Source organism: Methylobacterium sp. Leaf465 (assembly GCF_001424705.1).
Taxonomy (GTDB): Bacteria; Pseudomonadota; Alphaproteobacteria; order Rhizobiales; family Beijerinckiaceae; genus Methylobacterium.
In genome coordinates, this window is sequence record NZ_LMRA01000012.1 from 123123 (window position 1) to 146462 (window position 23340).

Sequence of the window (23340 nt, forward strand, 5' to 3'; positions counted from 1 at the left end):
CTGTCTCACATGGGACGGCCTGTCTACATGGTCGGGATGACATCAGACCCAGGCACCGCGGCATCCGCTCCCATCCCGGCCCGGGATCGCATCCTGCGGACGGCACAGGATCTCTTCTACAGACAAGGCATCCGCGCCACCGGCATCGACCGGATCATCGCGGAGGCGGGGGTGACGAAGGTGACCTTTTATCGGCACTTCCCCTCCAAGGACGTCTTGATCCGGGCTTATCTGGAGCGGCGGCACGTGGCCTGGATGGCTTGGTTCCGCGCGGCGCTCTCGTCCGCCCGCGCCGCCCAGCCGGAGGCAGAGCGCAGGGAGGCACCGCTGGTGCCCGTGCTCGACGCCGCGCGAGCGTGGTTCGGCCTCGCCGACTTCCGGGGGTGCGCCTTCGCCAACACGGTCGCGGAGGCGGGGGAGGCCGCCTTGCCACTCGCCGGCATCGCGGCGCAGCACAAGCACGAGGTGCGGGATGCGATTGCGGCGCTGTTGCCCCCGACCGCGAGGGGTCGCGCCGAGATCGCCTGGGCCGCCACTCTGGCCCTGGACGGAGCGGCTGTGAACGCGCAGTTCGGCGAAGCTTCCGCGGCTGCGGCACTGGATGGCCTCCGCAGCCTTCTCGATGCCCTCGGCTCGCGCCCGTCCCTTCCATGAGGGTCCGCTTTCCGCCCCGCGCCGGACTGGCCGAAAGCCCATGAACGACCGCGTCCGGGAAGCGCCGGCGGCTGTCTCTGCGGCTTCCCCGGGTCGCAACCTGCCCCCGATGGTCCAGCGGAGGCAGGCGCTCCCGGACTCCGCCGACCCTTCGCCGACCTTCCGCTGCGCCGCGCGCTTCAGGCAAATCCCGTCAGGTGGCGCGGGCTGCGTGGTCCACTCTGCCGGCGGATCGCGGACTGGGCGATCACGGGTGACGCGCCGGTGCTCGGCATCCGGCTGCGGCGGGTGACCGTGTGAACGGCCGTTGAGGAGGGGGTGCGGACCTGATGCGTCGCGTTCAAAGCTCGCGTCGGCGCGTGCCAGCCCTGTCGCCTTCGATAAACCGGCGGATGACTTCTTTCTCCTTAGCCATGTCGCCTGTGGAAACGCGCCCGAAAAGACGATCGAGCCAGATGGACGTGAAGAAGACCAGGACCCAGCCTATCGAAAACAAGAGGAATTCGGTTTCAACAGCGTAGATTTTCCCATAGCAAGCCCTGACGAGCATCTGAGATGCAGAGGCGATTGGATAAAACCAGAAAAGCGTCCAGTTCGAGGGCATCGGATAGCTCCACATGCTGAAATTGTACGATGCGGAACTCAACGAACTTTTATCGGGGAAGCGCCAAATTGAACTTCCATCACAGGGTTTCGGCAGCCCTGTACAGGCAGGGCCGTTTCATAGTGCAGCACCGATTGGAACACTGTGGCTGCCGTCCGCAATGGGTGGTATCGAGATGGTCTGCTTTCGGACGGCAATCCCTTTAAGCGGACGTTGCCGCCGCGCCCGCTCACGATCCATAGCAGCCCGTCAGCTCCGGCATTACCGCCTCGCCTCGCGCCCCGCCTCGATCATCGAGCGGATGCGCGCCGCCATCGTCTCGATGGCGAACGGCTTCGTCAGCACCCCCATACCGGGCGCTAGATGGCTGTTGCCCAGCACTGCATTCTCGGCGTAGCCGGTGATGAACAGCACTCTGAGGTCCGGTCTGGAAACACGGGCGGCATCGGCCATCTGCCGCCCGTTCATGCCGCCGGGCAGGCCGACGTCGCTAACCAGGAGGTCGATGCGCACGTTCGACTGCAGGATCCTAAGCCCGGCCGCGCTGTCTCCGGCCTCGATGGCCGTGTAGCCGAGATCCTCCAGGATGTCGGTGACGAGCATGCGCACGGTCGGCTCGTCGTCGACCACCAGCACCGTCTCGCCCTGCTCGGAACGTGGCAGTACGACTGCTGGAACCATAGCGGAGCCATACGGCACCTCACCGTAGTGGCGCGGTAGGTAGATTGAGACTGTCGTCCCCGCGCCGACCTCGGAGTATATGCGCACCTGTCCGCCCGACTGCTGCGCGAAGCCGTAGATCATCGACAGCCCAAGACCGGTGCCCTCGCCGATAGGCTTGGTTGTGAAGAACGGCTCGAAGACCCGTGCCATAACCTCGGGCGGCATGCCGGTGCCGGTGTCGGTGACGCTGAGCGTGAGGTACTGTCCCTCCGGCACGTCCTGCTGCCGCGCCGCACGCTCGTCCAGCCACTTATTGGACGTCTCGATGGTAATGGTGCCCCCGTCAGGCATTGCGTCGCGGGCGTTGATGCAGAGGTTCAGCAGCGCATTCTCGAGCTGGGACGGGTCGACCAGGGTGGGCCAGACCCCTGAAGCGCCGACAACCTCGACGGCGATGCCCGGACCGACCGTGCGCTGGATCAGCTCCTGCATGCCGAGAGTCAAACGGTTCACATCCGTAGGCCTGGGATCGAGCGTCTGCCGGCGCGAGAAGGCGAGCAAGCGATGCGTCAGGGCTGCCGCCCGTTTCGAGGCGCCTTGCGCGGCGGCCATGTAGCGCTCGATGTCGTGGAACCGTCCCTGCTGCATGCGGGACTGCATCATCTCCAGCGAGCCGGATATGCCCGCCAGTAGGTTGTTGAAGTCGTGCGCGAGCCCACCGGTGAGCTGCCCGACCGCTTCCATCTTCTGCGCCTGCCGCAAAGCCTCCTGCGTGACGGCGAGTTCTGCTTCGGCGCGGAGCCGGGCCGAGATGTCCCGCGCGTAATGGAACGCCCCGATGACCCGACCCTGTTCGTCCCGCAGCGGCGAGTAGGAGACCTCCCAGCGAGGCTTGGCCAGACGAGGGTCGCCGAACTCCTCGGTGACCGTGTACGCCTCCCCCGTCAGAGCTCGCGCCATCAACCCACGCATGATCGGGGCCTGGTCGGGCGGGAACAGGTCGGGGAACACATCGCCGAGCGCGACCCGACGTCCGAAGATCCGATAGAACTCGTCGCTATGCGACCGGTTAAAGTCGATCAGCCGATAGTCCGTGTCGAAGGCGCAGATTGGGTCGGCATTCGACTGGATCATGTCGCGCGAGAGTTGCAGTTCCGCCGTCCTGGCGCGGACCTGAGCCTCCAACGTCGCGTTGAGGTCGCGCAGGCCCCGCTCGGCAGCGTGCTGCGCGCTGATATCGGTGTTGGTGCCGAACCAACGGACGAGCTCGCCAGCCTCGTTGCGGATCGGTTCGGCGCGGGTGAGGAACGGCCGGTACTCGCCCGAGGCCGAGCGCAGGTGATAGACGCCTTCCCATGCTTCCCCGGCAGCCCAGCGCGCCCCGACCTCGGCGATGATGCGCTCGATCTGGTCCGGCAGGTGGACGTCGCGCCAGCCCCAACCCTGCATGACTTCGAGGGTCGTGCCGGTGTATTCATACCATCTTCGATTGTACCAGAAGATGTGCCCGTCCGGCTCCGCCATCCATGCCAGTTGGCTGACGTTCTCGGCCAGGGCCTGGAACTCGCGCACCTTTTCCCCGAGCTCCCTCTCGCGCTGCCGCAAGGCGGTCTCGGTATGCACCCGCCGGGTTGTCTCGGTGCAGGCGCAGAACATGCCCGCTACGGTGCCGTCCTCGCCCCGCAACGGCGAGTACGAGAACGTGAACCAGGTCTGCTCGTCGAAGCCGTTCCGCGCCATGCGGAGCGGCATGTCTTCCATGTAGATCGCCTCGCCGTCGAGGGCCCGCCGGACGATGGGTTCGATGTCGGTCCATATCTCCGGCCAGACGTCTCGGAAGGCGCATCCGAGCGCGGCGGGATGCTTGCTCCCCAAGATCTGGACGTAGGCGTCGTTGTAGAGGAAACCGAGGTCCGGCCCCCAAGCCATGAACATCGGGAATGCGGAACCCAACATCAAACTGACGCTCGCCCGTAACGGCGCGGACCATGTCTCTGGCCGGCCGAGGGGTGAAAGTGTCCAATCATGGGCACGCATCAGCGCACCCACTCCCTTATCGCCAGCGAGGAACGCGGTTTCACGACCGACCATGTCAGCCACGGCTCGCCTCGTCGTGGGCCACAGGTCTTCTCATCGCCGTGAGGGTTGCCGCTTCGTCACGCTCCAGCAGGCGAAGCGCGGACCGCATAACCTCACTGATGCTGCGGTAGCGGCCGGACGCGAGGAATGCGCAAAGGAGCGCGTCCTGTTCCGGGGTGATCGAGACGGTAACGGTTCGGCGCACGGACATCGATAAGCCATGCCTGCCGGGGCTTGTTCTTACAAGCGCGACACGGCCACGGATGCACCTACAGCACTTTAGGTTTCCAGTCCCGGCGCAATCCTGGAACGTCCGCCAACCGCCGCCAGCTGAAGTTGCTGGTGGGCTGACGAACGGCTGCTTCGAAGAAAGCGCCGGCGACGGTCCTAGCGGCCGGGTCGGGTCGCAACCGGCCCCCCGATGACCAGGCGGAGGGCGCGCTCCCGGGATTCGCCGACCCTCCGAGCTCCGCGCCTCAGGCAAATCCCGTCAGGTGGCGCAGGGCCGCCGCGTGCAGCTCCGGGTTGGCGGCGGCGATGACGCGGCCGTCGAAGTCCGGGGTGAGCGGGCGGCCGGCCCAGTCGGTCATCACGCCGCCGGCGCCCTCCACCACGGGGGCCAGGGCCATCACGTCGTAGACCTTGAGGCCGGCCTCGACGACGAGGTCGCAATGGCCCGAGGCGAGGAGGCCGTAGGCGTAGCAGTCGCCGCCGAAGCGGCGCAGGCCCACGGCGGCGCTCAGGGCCGCGAAGGCCTCGGCGTCGGCCCCCCGGAACAGGTCGGGGGAGGTCGCGAACAGCCGGGCCTCGGCGAGGGCGCGCCGGCTGGTGCGGATCGGCTTGCCGCCGAACCAGGCGCTGCTGCCGTTGCCGTGCCAGCGCTCGGCCAGGGCCGGCATGTCGATCAGGCCGAGGAGCGGCCGCCCGCCCCGCACCAGGGCGATCAGGGTGCCGAAGAGCGGCATGCCGGTAATGAAGCTCTGGGTCCCGTCGATGGGGTCCACCACCCAGGTCAGGTCGTGGCTGAAGTCGCCGCCCTCTTCCTCGCCGAGGATGCCGTGCGCCGGGTAGGCCTGGCGGATCTCGGCCCGCAGGCGGGCCTCGATGCCGCGGTCGGCCTCGGTGACGGGGCTCGCATCGGCCTTGGCCTCCACGGCGAGCGGCGTGCGGAAGTGGCGGCGCGCCAGGGGGCGCACGCTGTTGGCGAGGTGGTGGGCGAAGGCCATCAGCCCGTCGGGCGTGGCGTCGAAGCCCGCCGGTGGGGCGAGGGTCGGGAACATGGGATCGGCCTTGGGCGACGGGGAACGCGGGAACGGGAGGGCGGCGGTCACAGCAAGTGCAGCCAGCGCGGCCAGTCGGGATGGTGGAACAGGGTCCGGGCCCGCGCGAGCTTCCAGGTCCCGTACTTGTAATAGTCGAAGTCGAGGGTCGAGACGCGCTCCTGGATCATCGCCCAGGTCGCCCATTTGAGGTCGCCCAGCGCCTTCAGCACCGCGGTGCGGGCGTCGATCTGCGGGGTCCAGCGGCCCCAATAGGCCTCGATCATCTCGCGCTCGACCGCGGCCGGGAACGCCATCTCGTCGAACCACAGGGCGAGCTCGTAGGCGCGCTCGTTGTTCGAGGCGTACTCGAAGTCGACGAGGCGGACCTGGTCCTGCCCGTCGAGCATGAAGTTGCCGGCCAGGGTGTCGTTCATGCAGGGCACGAGGTCGAGGCCCGAGGCCAGGAGCGCGGCCTTGGCCTGGCCGTAGCGCCGCATCAGGAAGGCCGCATCCTGCGGCACCCGGCCGCCGACGGCCTCCACCTGCCTAACATGCTCCTCGATCATGTCGAAGATCGTCTTGGTCAGGGTCAGGGCCGGGGCGTCGTTGAAGGCCCGCAGGGCCCGGACCGCGTTCTGGCGCACGACCGGGCGCAGGAAGTCGAGGTTCGAGGACGCCCGGAAGTCGTCCAGGAAGGCGAAGATCTCGACGCCGTCCTCCGGCAGGTAGTCGAGCACCGCCACCCCGAAGCCGCAGGCCTCGGCCCGCCGGCTGGCCTCGTGGGCGGCGTCCCGCGCGATGAACATCTCGGTGCCGCGCCCGGGCACCTTGAGGAAGACGTCGATCCCCTCCCCCGCCTGGACCCGCCAGTTGGTGTTGCTGATGCCGCCCGAGACGGCGCGGTAGCGCAGGGGGGTGCCGGCCCAGGCCGGCACCCGGGCGAGGATCGCCTCCAGGGCCTGCTCGGGGACGCCCCGCCCCTCGCCCATCCGTGTCCAGCTCATCGCGTCCTCCCCGCAGCCGTCCGGTCCGTCACAGCCGGCGCAGCCAGAGCTCGAAGTCCGGCGCCGCCATCGTGGTGCGCGCGTGCCGCAGCCGCCACTGGCCGTACTTGAAGAACTCGATGCCGGGCCGGCGCGAGGTCACCGCCCGGGTGATCCCCCAGAGGCCCCACATCAGGTCGTCCACCGCGCCGTAGAGGCGGCAGCGGGCGAGCAGGGCGTCGGTGCAGCGCCCGGCATAGGTCTCGATGGCCTGCCGGCGCTCGGGCTCGAAGACATAGGCCTCGTTGAGGAGCGCGCCGATCTCGAACCAGGGGTCGAAATCGCCCGCGAGGTCGAAATCCACGAGGCGGACGCCGTCGGGCGCGAGGCCGCCCCCGTCGAAGCGCAGCATGAGGTTCGAGGCGGTGCCGTCGTTGCGGCAGAACCGCCGGTCGAAGCCCGCCGCCGCGATCGCCGCGCGGATCAGCTCGGCCTCCGCCAGGAGCACCGCGAAGTCGTCGGGCACCGGGGCGGCGCAGGCCCGGGCCTCCGCCGCGAGGGCGGCGATCCGCCCGAACGGGCAGAAGCTCTGGCCGAGGGGCTCCGCCCCGTGCAGCCGCCGCAGGGCGCCGAGGACCTGCGCCATCGTGTCCGCCTCCTGCAGGTCGCCGACCCGGGCGTAGCGCCAGGGCTCGGGCAGGTCGGCCAGCACGACCACGTTCTCGCCCTGGGCCAGCAGGGCCGGGCCGAGGCCGAGGGTCCCGGCCCGGCGCGTCGCCTCCGCCATGGCGGGGCGGATGTCGGCGGCCATGTCGGCGTGGCGCCGCTTGACGAAGACGGGATCGGCGCCGTCGCGCCGGACCCGGGCGCAGTCCGAGGCCACCGCCCGGTGGGTCGGGGAGGCGACCGGCGCCGCCGCCAGGGCGATCTGCGCCGCCCCGGCCTCCCAGCCCGGGAGGCGCGCCAGGGCGTCGGCGATGCGCGTCGCGAAGTCCGGTTCGGGGGCCATCATCCTGTCGGCTCCGGTTGCGCGGCCCGCACCGGGTCGCCGCCCCGGCGGCACAGGCGCCTGGCCGCCTCCCGCATCAGGGCGAGGCCCGCCGCGAGGTCGGCCGGGTCGGTGGCCTCGGCCTCGTTGTGGGCGATGCCGTCGATGCTCGGCACGAAGACGAGTCCCGTCGGGCAGATCCCGAGGAAGCTCAGGGCGTCGTGCCCCGCCACCGTGTCCATCCGCAAGGATTCGAGGCCCTGCGCCGCGGCGCAGGCGGCGACGAGGTCGCAGACCGCCTCGGGCATCGCCCGGATCGGGCGCTCGCCCCGGCTCGTGATCGTCAGCCCGGTGCCGGCCCGGTCGGCGGCCCCGGCGAGGAGGCGGTCGGCCCGGCGCCCGGCCTCGGCCAGGATGGCGTCGTCGGCGGACCGGAGCTCCACCGAGATCGCGACGTGTGCGGCGACCACGTTGGCGGAATTCGGCGCGACCTCGACACGACCCACCGCGGTATACAGCAGGCCGGGCCACGCATCGGCCAGCGCCCGGATGTCCGCGATGGCATAGGCGGCGGCGAGCAGCGCGTCGCGCCGGCGCTCCATCCGCCCGGGCCCCGTATGGGCCTGGACGCCGGTGAAGGCCGCCTCGATCTTGGTCGCCCCCCAGTTGCGGGTGACGATGCCGATGGTCCGTCCGGCCTCCTCCAGCGCGGTGCCCTGCTCCACGTGGATCTCGAGGTAGCAGGCCGGCTGCGGTGGCGGTGCGTCGCCGCCCGCCTGGCCGATCGCCGCCAGAGCCGCCCCCAGGCGGATGCCGTCGTCGTCGCGGCAGGCCAGCGCCTCCGCCACCGTGTGTCGGCCGACATAGGTACCGCTGCCGAGGAGGCTCGGCCGGAAGCGGGCGCCCTCCTCGTTGGTCCAGTTCACGGCGCAGAAATCGGCGTTGAAGCGCCCTCCGGCCCGCCGGGAAGCCATCAGGCCGGCACCCACCCGTAGGGCGGCGGCGACGCCGTAGGTACCGTCGAGGCGGCCGGCGCGGCTCTGGCTGTCGAGGTGCGAGCCCATCATGACGAGGGGCGCATCTTCCTGATCCGTCAGCGAAAACAGGCCGAACTGGTTGCCCGTCGCGTCGACCCGCAGGATGCCGCCGGCCGCCCGGACCATCTCCGCGAACACGGCGCGGGCGGCGCCGTCCGCGGGGCTTGCGCAGAGGCGGGTCACGCCGCCCCCGGGGGTGGCGCCGCAGGCGGAGAACCGGTCGAGCAGGTCCGCGAGGGCCCGCACCTCGCCGGCCTCAGGTATGGATGGTCTCGATCTCATGCCGGGCGAACGCGTCCTGGAACGCCTCCGGCGGCGGCTTGTCGGTGACGATGCTGAGCTTCTCGCCGAGACCGAAGGTGCAGAGATTGGCCTGCCGGCCGAACTTGCGGGAATCGGCGAGCAGGACGGCCCTGCGCGACTGACCCTTCAGCGTCCGGCGCAGCACCGATTCGTGCTCCTCGTAATCCATCCAGCCGTGCTCGAGATCGCAGGCGGCGATCCCCATGAAGGCGATGTCGAAGAAGTAGCGCCGGGCGTAGGCCACGGTCTCGTAGCCCACCAGCGCGTTGTCGTTGCTCCGCAGGGTGCCGGGCGTCAGGTTGACCCGGGCCGGGCCGCTGCCGAGATGCAGGGCCACGTCCACCGAGTTGGTCGTGATGGTGAGGTTGCGCCCGGTGAGCCGCCGGGCGAGGGCGAGCGTGGTGGTGCCCGTGTCGATGAAGACCGACATCCCGTCCAGCACCAGGGCCTCGGCCAGAACCGCCACGCGCCCCTTCTCGCGGGTGTTGAGCTTGCCGCGCTCCTGCAGGGGGCGCTCCTGATCGAGGCGCGGCGGCACCGCGCCGCCGTGGATGCGCCGGAGCAGGCCGCGTTCCTCCAGCATCTTCAGATCGCGGCGGATGGTTTCTTCGGACACCTTCAGGAAGAGGGCCACATCCGCGACGCCGACCCGGCCCGTCCCATGGAGGCGGGACAGGATTTCCTGGTGGCGATGATCCGTCAGCATGCTCGATGGCCGTCCTACCGTTCACCCGATGATAACGGTGATCTGTGGCCGCGGTCGCGCGGGAATGCGGACGCGGCATCCGGTATCCCATGCTCGTTCGCGTTGTCCTGCAACTGGAATGATGCATCGAATCTCGCCTTGCGCCGTCGGCGCGTGTGACCGGTCGGTCAAAAACCACAGACACAGGTCGTTTCCCGAAATCCTGCGGCATCGCCGGATGCAATCGAACCCCCACCCCGGCATGGTCCGCACGTCGCCCGACGCGTATGTCTGCCGGAATTCCCAAGGAAAACGTTCCGCGTTTCGATTACGCCGCGACTGGCGAGGTGGGTCAACCGGGAAATCTGGGTTTTGTGGTTTCTGTGGCTTTACTGCTCATTGCCGGGGCCGTTTGCCGATCGATTGGGCAGTCCTGCCCGCGGGATACCGGCGTCCGAGCCTCAGCCGACCAGGTCGGGAGCGCGGCGGTGACGCGTCGCCTGTTCGTAGTCGTAGGCGAAGCCGAGGAGGTCGGCCTCGCTCCACATCCGGCCGACGAAGATCAGGTTGAACGGCGACCCCGAGGCGTAGAATCCGGCCGGGACCGTCACGCCGGGCAATCCGGCGATGTTGATCTCGCACACCGTGGTCTCGTTGATCGCCTCGTCGCCGTGAAGGGGCGGAAGTTCGTTCCGCATCTGCGGGAAGACGAGGCCGTCGAGGCCGCTCGCGTCCATCACCGCGTCGAAGATCGCCAGGTAGGCCTCCCGCAGGGTGAGGAAGGCGGAGAGATCCGGTGGCACGGTCGGGTTGGCGAGGATCGGCGCGAAGGCCGGGATGGCATGCAGGTAGCGCAGCACGCCGATGGGGCCGAAGGCGTCCTCGGCCTCGGTGGCCGCGGCGAAGGCCTCGACGCTGCGGATGGCGGCGCTCGGGCCAAGGCGCTGCAGATAGAGGTGCAGGTCGTAGGGGACCGATTCCATGCCGCGGGCATCGAAGTGATTCAGGCCCGGCGTGGGGCGGCCCAACGCCGCGAAGCCGGTCCCGGCGAAGGGATCGGCCACCAGCGTGGCGCCGCGGGCGGCGATCTCGTCCTGTGCGCGGGCATAGAGCGTGCCCGCCTCCGGGGAGAGCGGCAGGTCGCGCCAGCCCGGTCCGAACAGGCCGAGGCGCTTGCCCTTCAGCGCTCCGGTGTCGAGGTGGGCGGTGTAGCCGCCCCGCGGGCGCTTGCCGATGCCCGCCACGGTCTTCGGATCCGCGGGGGTGTAGCCTGCCAGCACGTCGAGGGTCAGCGCGGCGTCGCGTACGCAGCGGGCGATGGGACCGACCACGTCGCGGGTGCTGCCGGCGAGCGGCACCACGCCGGCATTGGGCACCAGGGCGAAGGTCGGCTTGATGCCGACCAGCCCCTGCGCCGAAGCGGGATTCTGGATCGACCCGCCCGTTTCCTCGGCGAGGCCCAGCACCGCGAAGCTGGCGCCGACGGCAGTCGCCGTCCCGGCGCTGCTGCCGCCGGGCAGGCTCTCGGGCGCGGCCGCGTTCAAGGTCGGGCCGGCCCAGCTGTCGTTGGCGTGGCTGCCGGTAGCGCTCAGCACCGGCACGTTGGTCTTGCCGAGCATGACGCAGCCGGCGGCCCGCATCCGCGCCACCACGGGCGAGTCGGTCTCCGGGATGAGGTCGACGCCGCCGGTCCGGGCGCTCAGGAAGTGCCAGCCGGCGGTGGTCGGCAGCCCGGCCATGTCCATCGGGTCCTTGATCACCACGGGCACGCCGGCCAGCGGCCCCAGGGCCTCGCCGGCCGCGCGCCGGACATCGATGGCGCGGGCATCGGCCAGGGCGTCCGGGTTCATGACGATGAGGGCGTTGTAGTGCGGGTTGTGCGCCGCGATGCGATCGAGGAAGGCCTGCGTCAGCGCCTCGGAGGTCACACCGCTGGCAAAGGCGTCGGCCGCATCGGCCAGGGTCATCTCGACCACGTCGAAGGGGCTGCGTGTCGTGGCATCCATGCCGGACGTCTCCTGACTGGAAAAAACGGGGGTGTGGCCCTCAGGCCATGCCGACGAACTCGTCGATCATCGCCCGGTCGCGGGCGACATCGGGCGGGACCTCGCGGGTGATGCAGCCCTTCTGCAGGATCAGCACGCGCTGCGAGAGCGACGCGATGAAGTTCAGGTTCTGCTCCACCAGCAGCACCGCGAGGCCCCGTTGCCGGCCGATCGCCTGGAGCGTCTCGATGATCTCCTCGATGATCGAGGGCTGGATGCCCTCGGTGGGCTCGTCGAGGAGGATGATGCGGGGGGCCCCGCAGAGGCAGCGGGCCAGGGCCAGCAATTGCTGTTCGCCCCCCGAGAGGGCGCCGCCCGGCCGGTCGAGATAGGCCTTCAGGCGCGGGAACAGGGTGAGGATGTCGGCGATCACCGCCTCCTCCCTGTCGCGCGACAGAAGGCAGCCCATCCGCAGGTTCTCGTGGACGCTGAGCGCCGGAAAGATCTCGCGCCCCTGCGGCACGTAGCCGATGCCGGCCCGGGCCCGGGCGGTCGGGGAGAGCCGGGTGATGTCGCGCCCGTCGAAGGTGATCGATCCGGCCGTGGCGGGCAGGTTGCCGGTGAGCGTCCGCAGCAGGGTCGACTTGCCCATGCCGTTATGGCCGAGGATGCCGACGAACGCGCCCTCGTTCACCTGCAGCGACACGCCGCCGAGGATCGGGATGCGGCCGTAGCCGGAATGCAGGTCGTCGACGGCGAGGAGGGGAGCGGTCATGCGGCCTGCTTGCCCAGATAGACGTCGCGGACGCGGGCGTCGGACAGTACCGTGTCGACATCGCCCTCGATCAGGATGCGGCCCTGGTTGAACACGGTCACGGTCTTGGCGATCATCCGGATGAACGGCATGTCGTGCTCCACCACGATGACCGCATGGGTGCGGTTGATCTCGCGGATGAGGGCGGCGGTGCGCTCGACCTCCTCCTTCGTCATCCCGGCGGCGGGCTCGTCGAGGAGGATCAGCTCCGGCTCCTGGGCCAGGACCGTGGCGATCTCGACCCATTGACGCTGGCCGTGGGCGAGCTGCCCGACGAGGCGGGTGGCGATCTCGGTGAGCTTGAGGCGGGTCAGCGTCTCCTCGACGATGGCGCGGGTGCGGGCGAGCGACTTCTTGCGGCCCGCCGCGACGAAGACGTTCTCGCGCACCGACAGGCCGTTGAAGACGTTGGGAACCTGCGTCTTGATGCCGACCCCGAGGCGGGCGATCTCGTGCGGGTGCGCGGCCGTGATGTCGGTGTCGCGGAAGTGGATGCGCCCGGCGCTCGCCGTGAGCTGGCCGGTGAGCATCTTGAAGAAGGTGCTCTTTCCCGCGCCGTTCGGACCGATGAGGCAGCGCAGCTCCACCTCCCCGAGGACGAAGTCGACCGCGTTGACGGCGGTGACGCCGCCGAAGCGCATGGTGGCGCCCTTGGCTTCCAGCAGGGGGCGGAGGGGTTTCGCCGCGGGGGACACGCTCATCGACGAACCTCCCCGGCCAGGGCCGCGCCCGGGGCGGGCCCGAGGGGCTTGGCCCGCATCCGCCGGCCGATGAGCGCCGTGCCGAGGCGCAGGAAGAGGTTGCGGGCCACCGGCACCAGACCCTGCGGGATCAGCAGCACGAAGGTGACCAGGATCGCGCCGAGGCCGAGGTTGGAATCGATGAGGCTCTGGGCGCCGGCCTCGATGGTCAGCCACTGGATCAGTACCGCCCCGAGGATCGGGCCGAGCAGGGTGCCGAGTCCGCCGACGAGAACGAAGATGATCACCTGGGCCGACATGGTGAGGCCGAAGACCGTGGGGCTGATGAAGCCGCCCCAATTCGCGAACAGGCAGCCACCGAGGCCCGCGATGCCGGCCGAGATCATGAAGGCCAGGAGCTTGTAAAGGCGCGGATCGTAGCCGATGAGCTGCGCCCGGGTCTCGTTCTCGCGGATCGCCACGACCACGCGGCCGAACCGGCTCGCCAGGATGGCGCGCAGGACCACGTAGACGAGGATGAGGCTCCCCATCGCGGCATACCAGATCCCCTCGGGGTCGAGCGGGTTGCCGGCATCGCCCGGCAGGTTGAGGGCCGGGATGGCCGGGATGCCGTTGAAGCCGCCGAGTTCGGCCTCGCCGATCCGGTACTGGCTGCCCGAGGTGGTGTTCACGAGCTGGAACAGGATCACCGAGACCGTCAGGGTGATCACCCCGATATAGGCGTCCGAGATTCGGCCGTAGAACATGAAGTAGCCGAGCAATCCCGCGAACAGCATCGGCACCACGATGGCGAGCAGAACCGGCAGGGTCGAGTCACCGAGGTTCAGGACCGCGACGGCGTAGGCGTAGCCGCCGAGGCCCAGGAAGGCGGCCTGCCCGAACGACATCACGCCGCCATAGCCCCAGATGAAGCCCTGGCTGAGGGCGAACATCGCCATGGCCACGAAGCCGGTCATCTGCACGAGGCCAAAGGTGTCGAGGAGGTGGGGGGCTCCGAACAGGATGACGAGGCCCGAGGCGACCATGGCGAGGAAGCTCAGGGCCGCCGGACGGACCAGGGCTCGGAGCGGCGACGGGGGACGGGTCATAGGCTGCGCCTCAGGTAGCGGCCGGTGATGCCCTGGGGCAGCACGCGGATGAGCAGGACTGCGGCGACCAGAAGGGCCACGTCGCCGATGACGGGGGTGGTCTTGAACGAGACAAGCTCGTTGATGACCCCGAACAGGGTCGAGGCGAGACCCGTGCCGGTGAGGATCGCCGGGCCGCCGCCCAGCACCGTGATGAAGGCGCGCGAGATGTAGGCCGCCCCCATGGCCGGCGAGATGCCGGAGATCGGTGCGAGCACGCCGCCGGCGAGACCCGCCAGGCTGGCCCCGAGGGCGAAGGTCGCCATGTAGATCCGGTCCGGCGAAACCCCCAGGGAGGCCGCCATGCGCGGGTTCTGCATCGTCGCCCGCAGGATCAGCCCGAACCTCGTCAGGCGCAGGAGCAGGTAAAGGCCAGCCAGGGCCGCGCAGGCCACCGCCACGATGACCAGGCTGTAGAGGCTCGCGCCGTAGCGCCCGATTTCGAAGCTCCCGACCGGCGTAGACACGCCCCGGACCACGTTGCCGTAGATCGACGTGACGAGGCCGATCAACCCGAGGCTGATCCCCCAGGTCGCCAGCATCGTGTCCATCATGCGCCCGTAGAGGAAGCGGATGACGGTGCGCTCGAGGACGAGGCCGATGAGGCCGACCACGAGGGGCGGCAGCACCAGCATGGCGACCCAGATGTTGAGGCCGGCATCGGAGGCTGCCACCGCCGTGTAGGCGCCGAGCATCATGAACTCGCCATGGGCGAGGTTGATGATCCGCATCATTCCGTAGATGACCCCGAGGCCGAGGGTGATCAGCGCGAGTGTCGCGATGCCCGCCAGGACGTTGAAGGCGAGGAGGCCGACGAGATCGGGCGCCATGCTCACCCTCAACCCTTCAGGTCGGGGGTGAACTGCTTGTTGGTCTTCGGATTCTTCAGGAGGTCGCAGGCGCCGGCCGTGTCGGCGGGGAACTGTTCCGGGAAGCTCGCGAGGATCTCCCACTTCTTGTCCTTGGGCCGGGCGAGGTAGGTGTTGCGGATGGTATGGTGGGTCGCCCCGTCCATGGTCACCTTGCCGGTCGGACCCTCGTAGGAGATGCCGGATTCCAGGGCGGCGATGACCTTGTCGCGGTCGAGGGAGCCGGCCTTCTTCACCCCCGCGGCCCAGAGCATGATGCCGTCGTAGGTGGCGGTGTCGAGTTCGCTGAGGTCGGTGACGTTGGCGCCGAACTTGGCCTGCATCCCCTTGACGAACGCGACGCTCCGGGCGTCGGGCAGGTCGTTGTACCAGCCGTAGCAGGTGACGATGCCGGTGGTGGTCGAAGCATCCATGGTGGTGAGTTCGTCGCCGAGCCCGAAGACCGAGGAAGCCACGGGAATCCGGCCCTTCATCCCGGCGGCGTCCCACTGGCGGTAGAAGCCCGAATGGTTGGCGCCCACCAGGGCCGAGAGCACGAGGTCGGGCTGGGCCTGCTGGATTCGGCTGATCGCGGAGGAGAAATTCGTCACGTCGAGGGGGAAGAAGTCGGTGCCGGCGACCGAGCCGCCGCCCTCCTTCATGAACTTCGTCATCCAGCTCGCGGTGATATGGCCGTAATTGTAGTCGGCCGCGATGATGTAGGCCTTCTTCCCCCAGGTCTTCAGCGCATAGTCGACGAGGTGATTCACGGTCTGGGCCGGCGTCGTGCCGGTGCAGAACACGTTGCGGTCGCAGACGCCGCCCTCGTATTGGGTGTTGTAGAAGTACAGGGTCTTGGACCGGCCGAAGATCGGCCGAATCGCCTCGCGCGAGGCCGATGTGATGCCACCCTGGATGACGTCGACCTTCTCCTTCAGTGCGAGTTGCTGGGCGTACTGCGTGTAGAGCTGCATGCTCGACTGGGTGTCGTAGGCGATGATCTTGATCGGCCGTCCGAGGAGGCCGCCGGCCTTGTTGATCAGTTCCACCGCGTATTCGGTGGTCTCGATCATCCGCTTGCCCTCGAGGCCGAGGGCGCCGCTGCCGTCGAGGAGGCTCCCGAGCTTGATCGGTTCCTCGGCGGCGAGGCCGTGGCGGGCGAGGAACGGCGTCGCGAGGGCGCCCGCCGCGGCGGCCGTGCCGAGCTTGAGCGCGCCGCGCCGGCTGATCGTCGGGTCTGTCATGCGTTCGTGCTCCTCAGGATTGCCGGCGGGAGGCCGTGTCCGCCGCCGGACGCTGTCAGGGCCTCGCGAAACCCAGCTTGGCAAAAGCAATGCCAACAAAACCCACAGATCGGTCATCGCCGTCGATCGAGGGCGCGATTGCCGTCCGCTTGGTCAGATCGGACAATTGAGCGCCACCCTCGGGGGCAGAAAGCCACAAATCGTGCAGCTCCAAACCGGGTCGCGCTGCCATCGACCACCTTGTCGCCCCCGGCCCGGCAAGAGCCGTACCGTTCGGTCCATCCCGACCGTTGCCCGTTCGGGAGCGCGGCGTGCGCAAACCAGCACTCGCACGGGCCGGACGCGCGGCCTAGCTTGGCCCGTCCTCTCATCCAGACGCGAACCCGCCATGCCCGAATGCCTCGTCTTCCGCGTGCCGACCCGGCATCCCGCCGACGTCTCGGGGGTGATGGACCTCATCGCCGCCGGCGCCGTGGCGGCGGACGAGATCGTGGCGATCTTTGGCAAGACCGAGGGCAACGGCTGCGTCAACGACTTCACCCGCCCGCTCGCCGTGATGGCGCTGGAGACCGCCCTCGCCGGCGCGATGGGCTGCACGCCCGCGGCGGTCGGCGCACGGGTCGCCCTGGTCATGTCGGGCGGCACCGAGGGCGGGCTCTCTCCCCACCTCCTCGTGCTGGCGCGCCGCGATGGTCCCGAGGCCGAAGGTGCGTCGGCGCTGGCGATCGGCACCGCCTTCACGGCCGATTTCCGCCCCGAGGCGATCGGCCGGATGGCACAGGTGCGGGCGACGGCCACGGCGGTCGGCGAAGCCATGGCCCAGGCCGGGCTCGACGATCCGGAGGACGTCCACCTCGTGCAGGTGAAGTGCCCGCTCCTCACCAGCGCCCGCATCCAGGAGGCCGCCGAACGTGGGCAGGGCGTGGCCACCTACGACACCTACGCCTCCATGGGTCTGTCGCGGGGCGCCTCGGCGCTGGGCATCGCCCTGGCCCTGGGCGAAGTCTCGGGCGAAGAGCTTTCGGACGCGGCCATCGGCACGCGGCGCAACCTCTATTCCGGGCGCGCCAGTGCGTCAGCCGGCATCGAGCTGATGCGCAATGAGGTCATCGTCCTGGGCAATGCCCCCGGCTGGTCCGGCCCCCACGCCATCGCCCACCGGGTCATGCGCGACGGCATCGATTTCGACGCGATCCAGGGTGTCCTGGCGGATCTCGGGTTTTCCTCGTCGGGTCAGCTGGCTCCCGGGATGTCGGAGCGCGTGGTCGCCCTGCTCGCCAAGGCTGAGCCCTCGCATGACGGGCTGATCCGGGGCCGGCGCCACATCATGAACGACGACAGCGACATCAACGCCACCCGGCACGCCCGCGCCCTCGTGGGCGGGGTCGCCGCCGCCGCGATCGGGCGCACCGATCTGTTCGTCTCGGGCGGTGCCGAGCATCAGGGACCGGACGGCGGCGGCCCGGTGGCGATCATCGCCCGTGTGAGGGACTGACGCCATGCCCGACTTCGACCTCGCCATCCGGGGCGGCACGCTGGTCACCGCCACCGACACGTTCGCCGCCGATCTCGGCATCCGCGGCGGCCGCATCGCGGCGATCGGCGAGCGGATCGCCGATGCGGCCCGCACGATCGACGCCTCCGGCCTCCTCGTCCTGCCCGGGGGCATCGACAGCCACGTCCACATCGCGCAGGCGTCCGGCCCCGGCATCGTCATGGCGGACGACTTCGCCTCCGCGACCCGCGCGGCGGCCGCCGGCGGAAACACCTGCGTGATGCCCTTCGCGCTCCAGCCTCGCGGCGCGTCGCTCCGCGCGGCGACCCATGCCTACCGGGCGCTGGCGGAGGGGCAGTGCCACATCGATGTCGCCATCCACCTCATCGTCTCGGACCCGACGCCGGCGGTGCTCGGCCAGGAGCTGCCAGCCCTGATCGCGGAGGGTTACACCTCCTTCAAAGTATTTATGACCTATGACGACCTCGTCCTGAACGACCGCCAGATCCTCGACGTGTTCGACCTGGCGCGGCGGGAGGGCGCGCGCGTCATGGTCCATGCGGAGGGCTACGACGCCATCCGCTACATGACCGAGCGTCTGGAGAAGGCCGGCGAGACGCGCCCCTTCGGACATGCCCTGTCCCGGCCGCAGGTGGTCGAGCGCGAGGCGGCGCACCGGGCCATCAGCCACGCCGAGCTCGTCGACCTGCCGATCGTCATCGTCCACGTCTCGGGCCAGCAGGCCATGGAGCAGATCGCCTGGGGCCGGGAGCGCGGCCTGAAGATCCACGCCGAGACCTGCCCGCAATACCTGACCCTGACCGCCGACCACATGAAGGGCCTCGGCTCCGACGACCCGATGGCCGGGGCGAAATACGTCTGCTCGCCACCGCCGCGGGAGGCCTCCAACCAGGCCGCGATCTGGCGCGGGATCCAGACCGGATTGTTCGACGTGGTCTCCTCCGACCATTGCCCCTTCCGCTACGACGATCCCGCCGGCAAGCTGAATCCGAAGGGCCGGACCTCCTTCCGCTGGGTGCCCAACGGCATCCCGGGCATCGAGACCCGTCTGCCCATCCTGTTCTCGGAAGGCGTCTCGGCGGGGCGCATCTCCCTCAATCGCTTCGTGGAACTCACCGCCACCAACCACGCCAAGCTCTATGGGCTCTACCCGCGTAAGGGCTCGATCGGAATCGGCTTCGACGCCGACCTGACGCTGTGGGACCCGAACCGCCGCGAGACGATCCGGCAGGCCAACCTCCACCACGGGGCGGACTACACCCCCTGGGAGGGGTTTTCCGTGACGGGCTGGCCGGTGATGACCCTCGCGCGGGGCGAGGTCGTCGCCGAGGATGGGCGGGTGACCGGGCCGCCCGGGCGCGGACGGGTCCTCGACCGGACGCCGGGGCCGGGGACTGCCGTCTGATCCGGCCGGCCGCCCCCGGGCGGCGCGCGCCAGCCCGGTTGCGGTCGACCGGAGACGGTTTGGGTGGCGAAACGGGGATCGTCTGGCCCGTCCCTTGCTGGGGATCGGGCGGGGAGACAACGCATGGACGTCGAGCTGATCCGCCTGACCAAGCGCTACGGCCACACGACCGCCGTGGACGGCATCGATCTGAAGGTGCGCTCGGGCGCCTATTGCTGCCTGCTCGGCCCCTCGGGCTGCGGGAAGACCACCACCCTTCGGATGATCGGCGGCCACGAGACCGTGTCCGGCGGCGACGTGGTCATCGGCCCGCGCTCCGTGGGAGATGCCACGCCGGCCGAGCGCGGCACGGCGATGATGTTCCAGAGCTACGCCCTGTTTCCCCACCTGAATTGCCGCGACAACGTCGCCTTCAGCCTGAAGATGCGGGGCATCGCGAAGGCCGAGCGCCGCGCCAAGGCGCTGGCGATGCTCGACCTCGTTCAGATGGCCCATCTGGCGGAGCGCTTGCCGGCGCAACTCTCCGGTGGCCAGCAGCAGCGCGTGGCGCTCGCCCGCGCGCTGGTCACCGGACCCAAGGTCCTGCTCCTCGACGAGCCGCTCTCGGCCCTCGATCCGTTCCTGAGGGTGCGGATGCGGACCGAGCTGAAGCGGCTGCAGGCCGAACTCGGCATCACCTTCATCCACGTCACCCACAGCCAGGAGGAGGCGATGGCGCTCTCCGACCTCGTGGTGGTGATGAATGGTGGACGCATCGAGCAGGCGGCCGCCCCCCGCACCGTGTTCGAACGCCCGGCCACCGCCTTCGTCGCCCGCTTCATCGGCGGCCACAACGTCATCCGCCTGGCCGACGCGAGCGAGGTGGCGGTGCGCGCCGACCGGATGCGCCTCGGCGCGCAAGCCGGCCCGGACGCGGTGCCGGCCCGCGTCGTCTCGGTGGAGTACCAGGGCACCAGCGTGCATGTGGGCTTCGCGGCCGACGGCCTCGGCGGAGGACCCGCCACCGCGCTGACGGCGGTGATCGATGACGCGGCCTATGCGGGCGCCCCCCTCGCCCTCGGCCAGACCGTGCCGCTGGGCTGGGACGCCGACGCCGCCCATCGCCTGAGCGCCTGACCCGACCGCGTTTCCTCAGAGGAGCCTGCATGACGACCACGATCAAGCTGAGCCGCCGCACCCTGCTCCAGGGCGCGGGTGCCACCGGACTGGCCCTCGGCGCCGGTCCGATCACCGGCTTTCCCAACGTGATCGCGGCCGAACCCGTGACCCTGCGCTACCTCGGCACCGCCGTGAACCAGTCCGGCGACATCGCCCGCAAGGTGAAGGAGGATCTCGGGATCACCATCGAGTACATCCCCGTCGTCACCGACGAGGTGACCAAGCGCGTGGTGACGCAGCCGAATTCCTTCGACCTCCTCGACACCGAGTTCTTCAGTCTGAAGAAGCTTATCCCCTCGGGCAACATCCAGGGCATGGATGCCCGTCGGATCAAGCAGGCCGACAACATCACTCCGGTCTTCACCAAGGGCCAGGTCGGGGGCAAGACGATCGGCGACCAGGGCACGGCGCCCAAGAAGGTCTTCTATCTCGAGGGGCAAAACGCGAAGACCTTCGCGGGTTCGCCCACCGAGTGGATCACCCTGATCCCCACCACCTACAACGCCGACACCCTCGGCATCCGCCCGGACCTGATCAAACGCCCGATCGCGAGCTGGAAGGAACTCCTGAACCCCGAATTCAAGGGGAAGGCCTCGATCCTCAACATCCCCTCCATCGGCATCATGGATGCCGCCATGGTGATCGAGGCCACGGGCGACTACACCTATCCCGACAAGGGCAACATGACGAAGGCCGAGATCGATCGCACCATCAAGCTGCTGATCGAGGCCAAGCGCGCCGGTCAGTTCCGCGCCTTCTGGCAGGACTTCAACGAATCCGTGAACCTGATGGCATCGGGCGAGACCGTGATCCAGTCGATGTGGTCGCCCGCCGTCACCAAGGTCCGCAGCCAGGGCGTGGCCTGCACCTACCAGCCCCTCAAGGAGGGCTACCGGGCCTGGGCCACCGGCTTCGGCCTGCCCAAGACCCTGACGGGCCGCAAGCTGGATGCGGCCTACGACTTCATCAACTGGTTCCTCTCCGGCTGGGCCGGCGCCTACCTCAACCGACAGGGCTACTACTCGGCCGTGCTGGAGACGGCCAAGGCGCACATGGAGCCCTACGAGTGGGCGTACTGGATGGAGGGCAAGCCCGCCGAGAAGGACATCAAGGGACCGGACGGCAGCGTGCTGGAGAAGGCCGGCGCCACCCGCGACGGCGGCTCTTTCGAGACCCGCATGGGCAGCGTCGCCTGCTGGAACGCCGTGATGGACGAGAACACCTACATGGTCCGCAAGTGGAACGAGTTCATCGCCGCGTAAGCGGGGCGACGATGCGAACGCCCTCCCCCGCAGAGGGGGGGAGGGTTTCGCCTGTCACGAGGGTTGCGCCATGACCGACATCGCCCTTCCGGCCGCCGTGACGGAGGCGCCGCCCGCCAAGGCCCCCGCCGCCAGCCTTACGACGAGGACCCGCCGCCGGCAGGCGCTGGCCTACCTCCAGGCCGCGCCGATGGCGCTCGTCTTCCTGGTGTTCTTCGTGGTGCCCCTGGGCCTGACCCTGATCGTCAGCTTCTGGGAGTACAACGAGTACGAGATCATTCCCGCCTTCACGGTGCAGAATTACATCGACGTGTTCGAGGGCTGCCTCAACACGGCGGATGCCTGCACCACCGTGCGGACCTACCTCTCGACCCTGAAATTCTGCGCGCTGACCTGGGCCTTCACCCTGGGGATCGGCTTCACGGTGGCCTACTTCGTCGCCTTCCACGTCCGCTCGCGCACCATGCAGATGGCGCTGTTCCTCGTCTGCACAATTCCGTTCTGGACCTCGAACGTGATCCGGATGATCTCCTGGATCCCGCTGCTGGGCCGCAACGGCCTCGTCAACGACACCCTGATGGGGATGGGACTGATCAAGACGCCCATCGAGGGCCTGCTCTATTCCGACTTCTCGGTGGTGCTCGCCTTCGTGCACCTCAACACGGTCTTCATGATCGTGCCGATCTTCAACAGCATGGCGCGCATCGACCGGTCGCTGATCGAGGCGGCCTATGATTCCGGCGCCACCGGCTGGCAGACCCTCTGGAACGTGGTGGTGCCCCTGGCCAAGCCCGGCATCGCCATCGGGTCGATCTTCGTGGTGACCCTGGTGATGGGCGACTTCGTCACCGTCGGCGTCATGGGCGGCCAGCAGATCGCCTCGGTCGGCAAGGTCATCCAGGTCCAGATGTCGGCCCTGCAGCTGCCGGCGGCCGCGGCCAACGCGGTGGTCCTGCTGGGCGCCGTGATGCTGATGATCGTGGCCATGACCCGGCTCATTGACTTGCGGAAGGAACTCTAGACGTGAGCGACCGCCCCCGCTCCCCGGCCTTCTACGCCCTGGCGGCGTTCTTCGCCCTCTTCGTGGCCTTCCTGTACGGGCCGACGCTGACCATCCTCGTCCTCAGCTTCCAGGGGCCGCAGGGGGGCCTCACCTTCCCGATGAACGGGGTCTCGACGCACTGGTTCGGCAAGCTCTGGGCCGGGCCCGGGATTGTCGACATCTGGGGCGCCCTCTGGCGCTCCCTGCGACTTGGCCTCGTGGTGATGGGGCTCACCGTCGTCATCGCGTTCTTCGCCGGCCTCGCCTTCCGCAAGCGCTTTCGCGGCGAGGGCGCGCTGTTCACCCTTGCGGTCGCGAGCCTGATCGTCCCCTCGATCGTGGTCTCGCTCGGCATCGGGTTGGAATTCCGGCTTCTCGACGAGGCGGTGAAATGGGCCGCCGCCGAGACCGGATGGGGCTGGCTGCAGGAGCACGGTACCCTGATGGGGCTCTACACCTCGGCGCTGGGCGCCCACCTCACCTGGACTCTGCCCTTCGGCCTCCTGATCATGTTCGCGGTCTTCAACCGGTTCGACCCGGCCTACGAGGAGGCCGCCCGCGACCTCGGCGCCACCGGGTCTCAGACCCTGCGTCACGTGGTGGTGCCGATCCTCGGCCCCTCGCTGGTCGGCGTCGCGTTGTTCGGCTTCACCCTGTCCTTCGACGAGCTCGCCCGCACCAGCCAGGCCATCGGCGGCCGCAACACCCTGCCACTGGAGCTGCAGGGCCTGACCACCACCGTGACCACGCCGGAGATCTACGCGCTCGGTACCCTCACCACCGGCCTGTCCCTTGCGGTGATCGGACTGGCGCTGGGGACGAGCCTGTACCTGCAGCGGCGCAAGGCGAAGGCTGGGCTGCGGCTCGGGTGAGCCCCGCTTCCTTCTCACCTTTGCGGGAGAAGGTGGCCCGCGTCAGCGGGTCGGATGAGGGATGCGCGTGATCCGGACCTGTCGCCGCCTCTCCCGGTCGCTCCGCGA

Annotated in this window: 21 protein-coding genes; 7 read left to right on the plus strand and 14 right to left on the minus strand. The window is 69.3% G+C overall.

Features of this window, described 5'->3' with window-relative positions:
- The first annotated feature begins 36 nt into the window (after positions 1-36).
- Positions 37-654, plus strand: a complete 618-nt coding sequence (locus ASG51_RS09140; RefSeq protein ID WP_056350264.1) for a TetR/AcrR family transcriptional regulator — start codon at positions 37-39, stop codon at positions 652-654.
- A gap of 340 nt (positions 655-994) precedes the next feature.
- Here ASG51_RS09140 and ASG51_RS09145 read toward each other — a convergent pair whose 3' ends face one another.
- The 14 genes from ASG51_RS09145 to ASG51_RS09210 form a co-directional block, all read right to left on the minus strand.
- On the minus strand, positions 995-1258 hold the full coding sequence (locus ASG51_RS09145; RefSeq protein WP_056380369.1) for a hypothetical protein: 264 nt from the start codon (positions 1256-1258) through the stop codon (positions 995-997).
- Between the two features lie 261 nt (positions 1259-1519).
- Positions 1520-4012: a PAS domain-containing protein gene (locus ASG51_RS09150; protein WP_244480118.1), complete on the minus strand. Its 2493-nt coding sequence runs from the start codon at positions 4010-4012 to the stop codon at positions 1520-1522.
- A 1-nt stretch (position 4013) separates the two neighbouring features.
- Positions 4014-4211, minus strand: coding sequence for a type II toxin-antitoxin system ParD family antitoxin (locus tag ASG51_RS09155; RefSeq protein WP_056380373.1), 198 nt, complete (start codon positions 4209-4211; stop codon positions 4014-4016).
- 265 nt (positions 4212-4476) lie between these two features.
- Complete coding sequence (locus tag ASG51_RS09160; protein WP_056221413.1) at positions 4477-5280, minus strand: inositol monophosphatase family protein; 804 nt, start codon at positions 5278-5280, stop codon at positions 4477-4479.
- A 47-nt stretch (positions 5281-5327) separates the two neighbouring features.
- The gene (locus ASG51_RS09165; protein WP_082513944.1) at positions 5328-6266 is read right to left on the minus strand and encodes a phosphotransferase; all 939 of its coding nucleotides are present in this window, start codon (positions 6264-6266) and stop codon (positions 5328-5330) included.
- 28 nt (positions 6267-6294) lie between these two features.
- The gene (locus ASG51_RS09170; RefSeq protein ID WP_056380378.1) at positions 6295-7257 is read right to left on the minus strand and encodes a phosphotransferase; all 963 of its coding nucleotides are present in this window, start codon (positions 7255-7257) and stop codon (positions 6295-6297) included.
- Positions 7254-8552 (minus strand): Zn-dependent hydrolase, encoded by a 1299-nt coding sequence (locus ASG51_RS09175; RefSeq protein ID WP_056380380.1) that lies wholly within the window; start codon positions 8550-8552, stop codon positions 7254-7256. The genes ASG51_RS09170 and ASG51_RS09175 overlap by 4 nt, the downstream gene beginning before the upstream one ends.
- On the minus strand, positions 8527-9279 hold the full coding sequence (locus ASG51_RS09180) for a DeoR/GlpR family DNA-binding transcription regulator (RefSeq protein WP_056350145.1): 753 nt from the start codon (positions 9277-9279) through the stop codon (positions 8527-8529). The genes ASG51_RS09175 and ASG51_RS09180 overlap by 26 nt, the downstream gene beginning before the upstream one ends.
- Positions 9280-9719: 440 nt before the next feature.
- Positions 9720-11264, minus strand: coding sequence for an amidase (locus ASG51_RS09185; RefSeq protein WP_056350142.1), 1545 nt, complete (start codon positions 11262-11264; stop codon positions 9720-9722).
- Positions 11265-11304: 40 nt separating this feature from the next.
- Complete coding sequence (locus tag ASG51_RS09190) at positions 11305-12018, minus strand: ABC transporter ATP-binding protein (RefSeq protein WP_056380382.1); 714 nt, start codon at positions 12016-12018, stop codon at positions 11305-11307.
- The gene (locus tag ASG51_RS09195) at positions 12015-12758 is read right to left on the minus strand and encodes an ATP-binding cassette domain-containing protein (RefSeq protein ID WP_056221390.1); all 744 of its coding nucleotides are present in this window, start codon (positions 12756-12758) and stop codon (positions 12015-12017) included. Before ASG51_RS09195 ends, ASG51_RS09190 begins: the two co-directional genes overlap by 4 nt.
- On the minus strand, positions 12755-13846 hold the full coding sequence (locus tag ASG51_RS09200; RefSeq protein WP_056221387.1) for an urea ABC transporter: 1092 nt from the start codon (positions 13844-13846) through the stop codon (positions 12755-12757). The genes ASG51_RS09195 and ASG51_RS09200 overlap by 4 nt, the downstream gene beginning before the upstream one ends.
- Positions 13843-14715 (minus strand): branched-chain amino acid ABC transporter permease, encoded by an 873-nt coding sequence (locus ASG51_RS09205; RefSeq protein WP_056380383.1) that lies wholly within the window; start codon positions 14713-14715, stop codon positions 13843-13845. The genes ASG51_RS09200 and ASG51_RS09205 overlap by 4 nt, the downstream gene beginning before the upstream one ends.
- A gap of 8 nt (positions 14716-14723) precedes the next feature.
- Positions 14724-15977 carry an ABC transporter substrate-binding protein gene (locus ASG51_RS09210; protein WP_056380385.1) on the minus strand — a complete coding sequence of 418 codons (1254 nt, stop codon included), beginning with the start codon at positions 15975-15977 and terminating at the stop codon, positions 14724-14726.
- 388 nt (positions 15978-16365) lie between these two features.
- Between ASG51_RS09210 and ASG51_RS09215 the strand changes: the two genes are divergently transcribed.
- The 6 genes from ASG51_RS09215 (at position 16366) to ASG51_RS09240 (ending at position 23232) form a co-directional block, all read left to right on the plus strand.
- Positions 16366-17472: a ring-opening amidohydrolase gene (locus ASG51_RS09215; protein WP_056380387.1), complete on the plus strand. Its 1107-nt coding sequence runs from the start codon at positions 16366-16368 to the stop codon at positions 17470-17472.
- Positions 17473-17476: 4 nt separating this feature from the next.
- Positions 17477-18898 carry a dihydropyrimidinase gene (gene hydA, locus ASG51_RS09220; protein WP_056380389.1) on the plus strand — a complete coding sequence of 474 codons (1422 nt, stop codon included), beginning with the start codon at positions 17477-17479 and terminating at the stop codon, positions 18896-18898.
- 123 nt (positions 18899-19021) lie between these two features.
- Entirely contained in the window at positions 19022-20014 is a 993-nt protein-coding gene (locus tag ASG51_RS09225; protein WP_056221372.1) for an ABC transporter ATP-binding protein, read from the plus strand.
- Between the two features lie 29 nt (positions 20015-20043).
- Entirely contained in the window at positions 20044-21318 is a 1275-nt protein-coding gene (locus ASG51_RS09230) for an extracellular solute-binding protein (RefSeq protein WP_056221369.1), read from the plus strand.
- Positions 21319-21388: 70 nt separating this feature from the next.
- Complete coding sequence (locus ASG51_RS09235; protein WP_056221366.1) at positions 21389-22339, plus strand: ABC transporter permease; 951 nt, start codon at positions 21389-21391, stop codon at positions 22337-22339.
- A gap of 2 nt (positions 22340-22341) precedes the next feature.
- Positions 22342-23232 (plus strand): ABC transporter permease, encoded by an 891-nt coding sequence (locus ASG51_RS09240; protein ID WP_056380391.1) that lies wholly within the window; start codon positions 22342-22344, stop codon positions 23230-23232.
- Positions 23233-23340 lie beyond the last annotated feature (108 nt).

Coding starts and splice junctions, on each gene's coding strand:
- ASG51_RS09140 (WP_056350264.1), top strand. CDS start 37: ATGACATCAGACCCAGGCACCGCGGCATCCGCTCCCATCCCGGCCCGG.
- ASG51_RS09145 (WP_056380369.1), bottom strand. CDS start 1,258: ATGCCCTCGAACTGGACGCTTTTCTGGTTTTATCCAATCGCCTCTGCA.
- ASG51_RS09150 (WP_244480118.1), bottom strand. CDS start 4,012: ATGGTCGGTCGTGAAACCGCGTTCCTCGCTGGCGATAAGGGAGTGGGT.
- ASG51_RS09155 (WP_056380373.1), bottom strand. CDS start 4,211: ATGTCCGTGCGCCGAACCGTTACCGTCTCGATCACCCCGGAACAGGAC.
- ASG51_RS09160 (WP_056221413.1), bottom strand. CDS start 5,280: ATGTTCCCGACCCTCGCCCCACCGGCGGGCTTCGACGCCACGCCCGAC.
- ASG51_RS09165 (WP_082513944.1), bottom strand. CDS start 6,266: ATGAGCTGGACACGGATGGGCGAGGGGCGGGGCGTCCCCGAGCAGGCC.
- ASG51_RS09170 (WP_056380378.1), bottom strand. CDS start 7,257: ATGATGGCCCCCGAACCGGACTTCGCGACGCGCATCGCCGACGCCCTG.
- ASG51_RS09175 (WP_056380380.1), bottom strand. CDS start 8,552: ATGAGATCGAGACCATCCATACCTGAGGCCGGCGAGGTGCGGGCCCTC.
- ASG51_RS09180 (WP_056350145.1), bottom strand. CDS start 9,279: ATGCTGACGGATCATCGCCACCAGGAAATCCTGTCCCGCCTCCATGGG.
- ASG51_RS09185 (WP_056350142.1), bottom strand. CDS start 11,264: ATGGATGCCACGACACGCAGCCCCTTCGACGTGGTCGAGATGACCCTG.
- ASG51_RS09190 (WP_056380382.1), bottom strand. CDS start 12,018: ATGACCGCTCCCCTCCTCGCCGTCGACGACCTGCATTCCGGCTACGGC.
- ASG51_RS09195 (WP_056221390.1), bottom strand. CDS start 12,758: ATGAGCGTGTCCCCCGCGGCGAAACCCCTCCGCCCCCTGCTGGAAGCC.
- ASG51_RS09200 (WP_056221387.1), bottom strand. CDS start 13,846: ATGACCCGTCCCCCGTCGCCGCTCCGAGCCCTGGTCCGTCCGGCGGCC.
- ASG51_RS09205 (WP_056380383.1), bottom strand. CDS start 14,715: ATGGCGCCCGATCTCGTCGGCCTCCTCGCCTTCAACGTCCTGGCGGGC.
- ASG51_RS09210 (WP_056380385.1), bottom strand. CDS start 15,977: ATGACAGACCCGACGATCAGCCGGCGCGGCGCGCTCAAGCTCGGCACG.
- ASG51_RS09215 (WP_056380387.1), top strand. CDS start 16,366: ATGCCCGAATGCCTCGTCTTCCGCGTGCCGACCCGGCATCCCGCCGAC.
- hydA (WP_056380389.1), top strand. CDS start 17,477: ATGCCCGACTTCGACCTCGCCATCCGGGGCGGCACGCTGGTCACCGCC.
- ASG51_RS09225 (WP_056221372.1), top strand. CDS start 19,022: ATGGACGTCGAGCTGATCCGCCTGACCAAGCGCTACGGCCACACGACC.
- ASG51_RS09230 (WP_056221369.1), top strand. CDS start 20,044: ATGACGACCACGATCAAGCTGAGCCGCCGCACCCTGCTCCAGGGCGCG.
- ASG51_RS09235 (WP_056221366.1), top strand. CDS start 21,389: ATGACCGACATCGCCCTTCCGGCCGCCGTGACGGAGGCGCCGCCCGCC.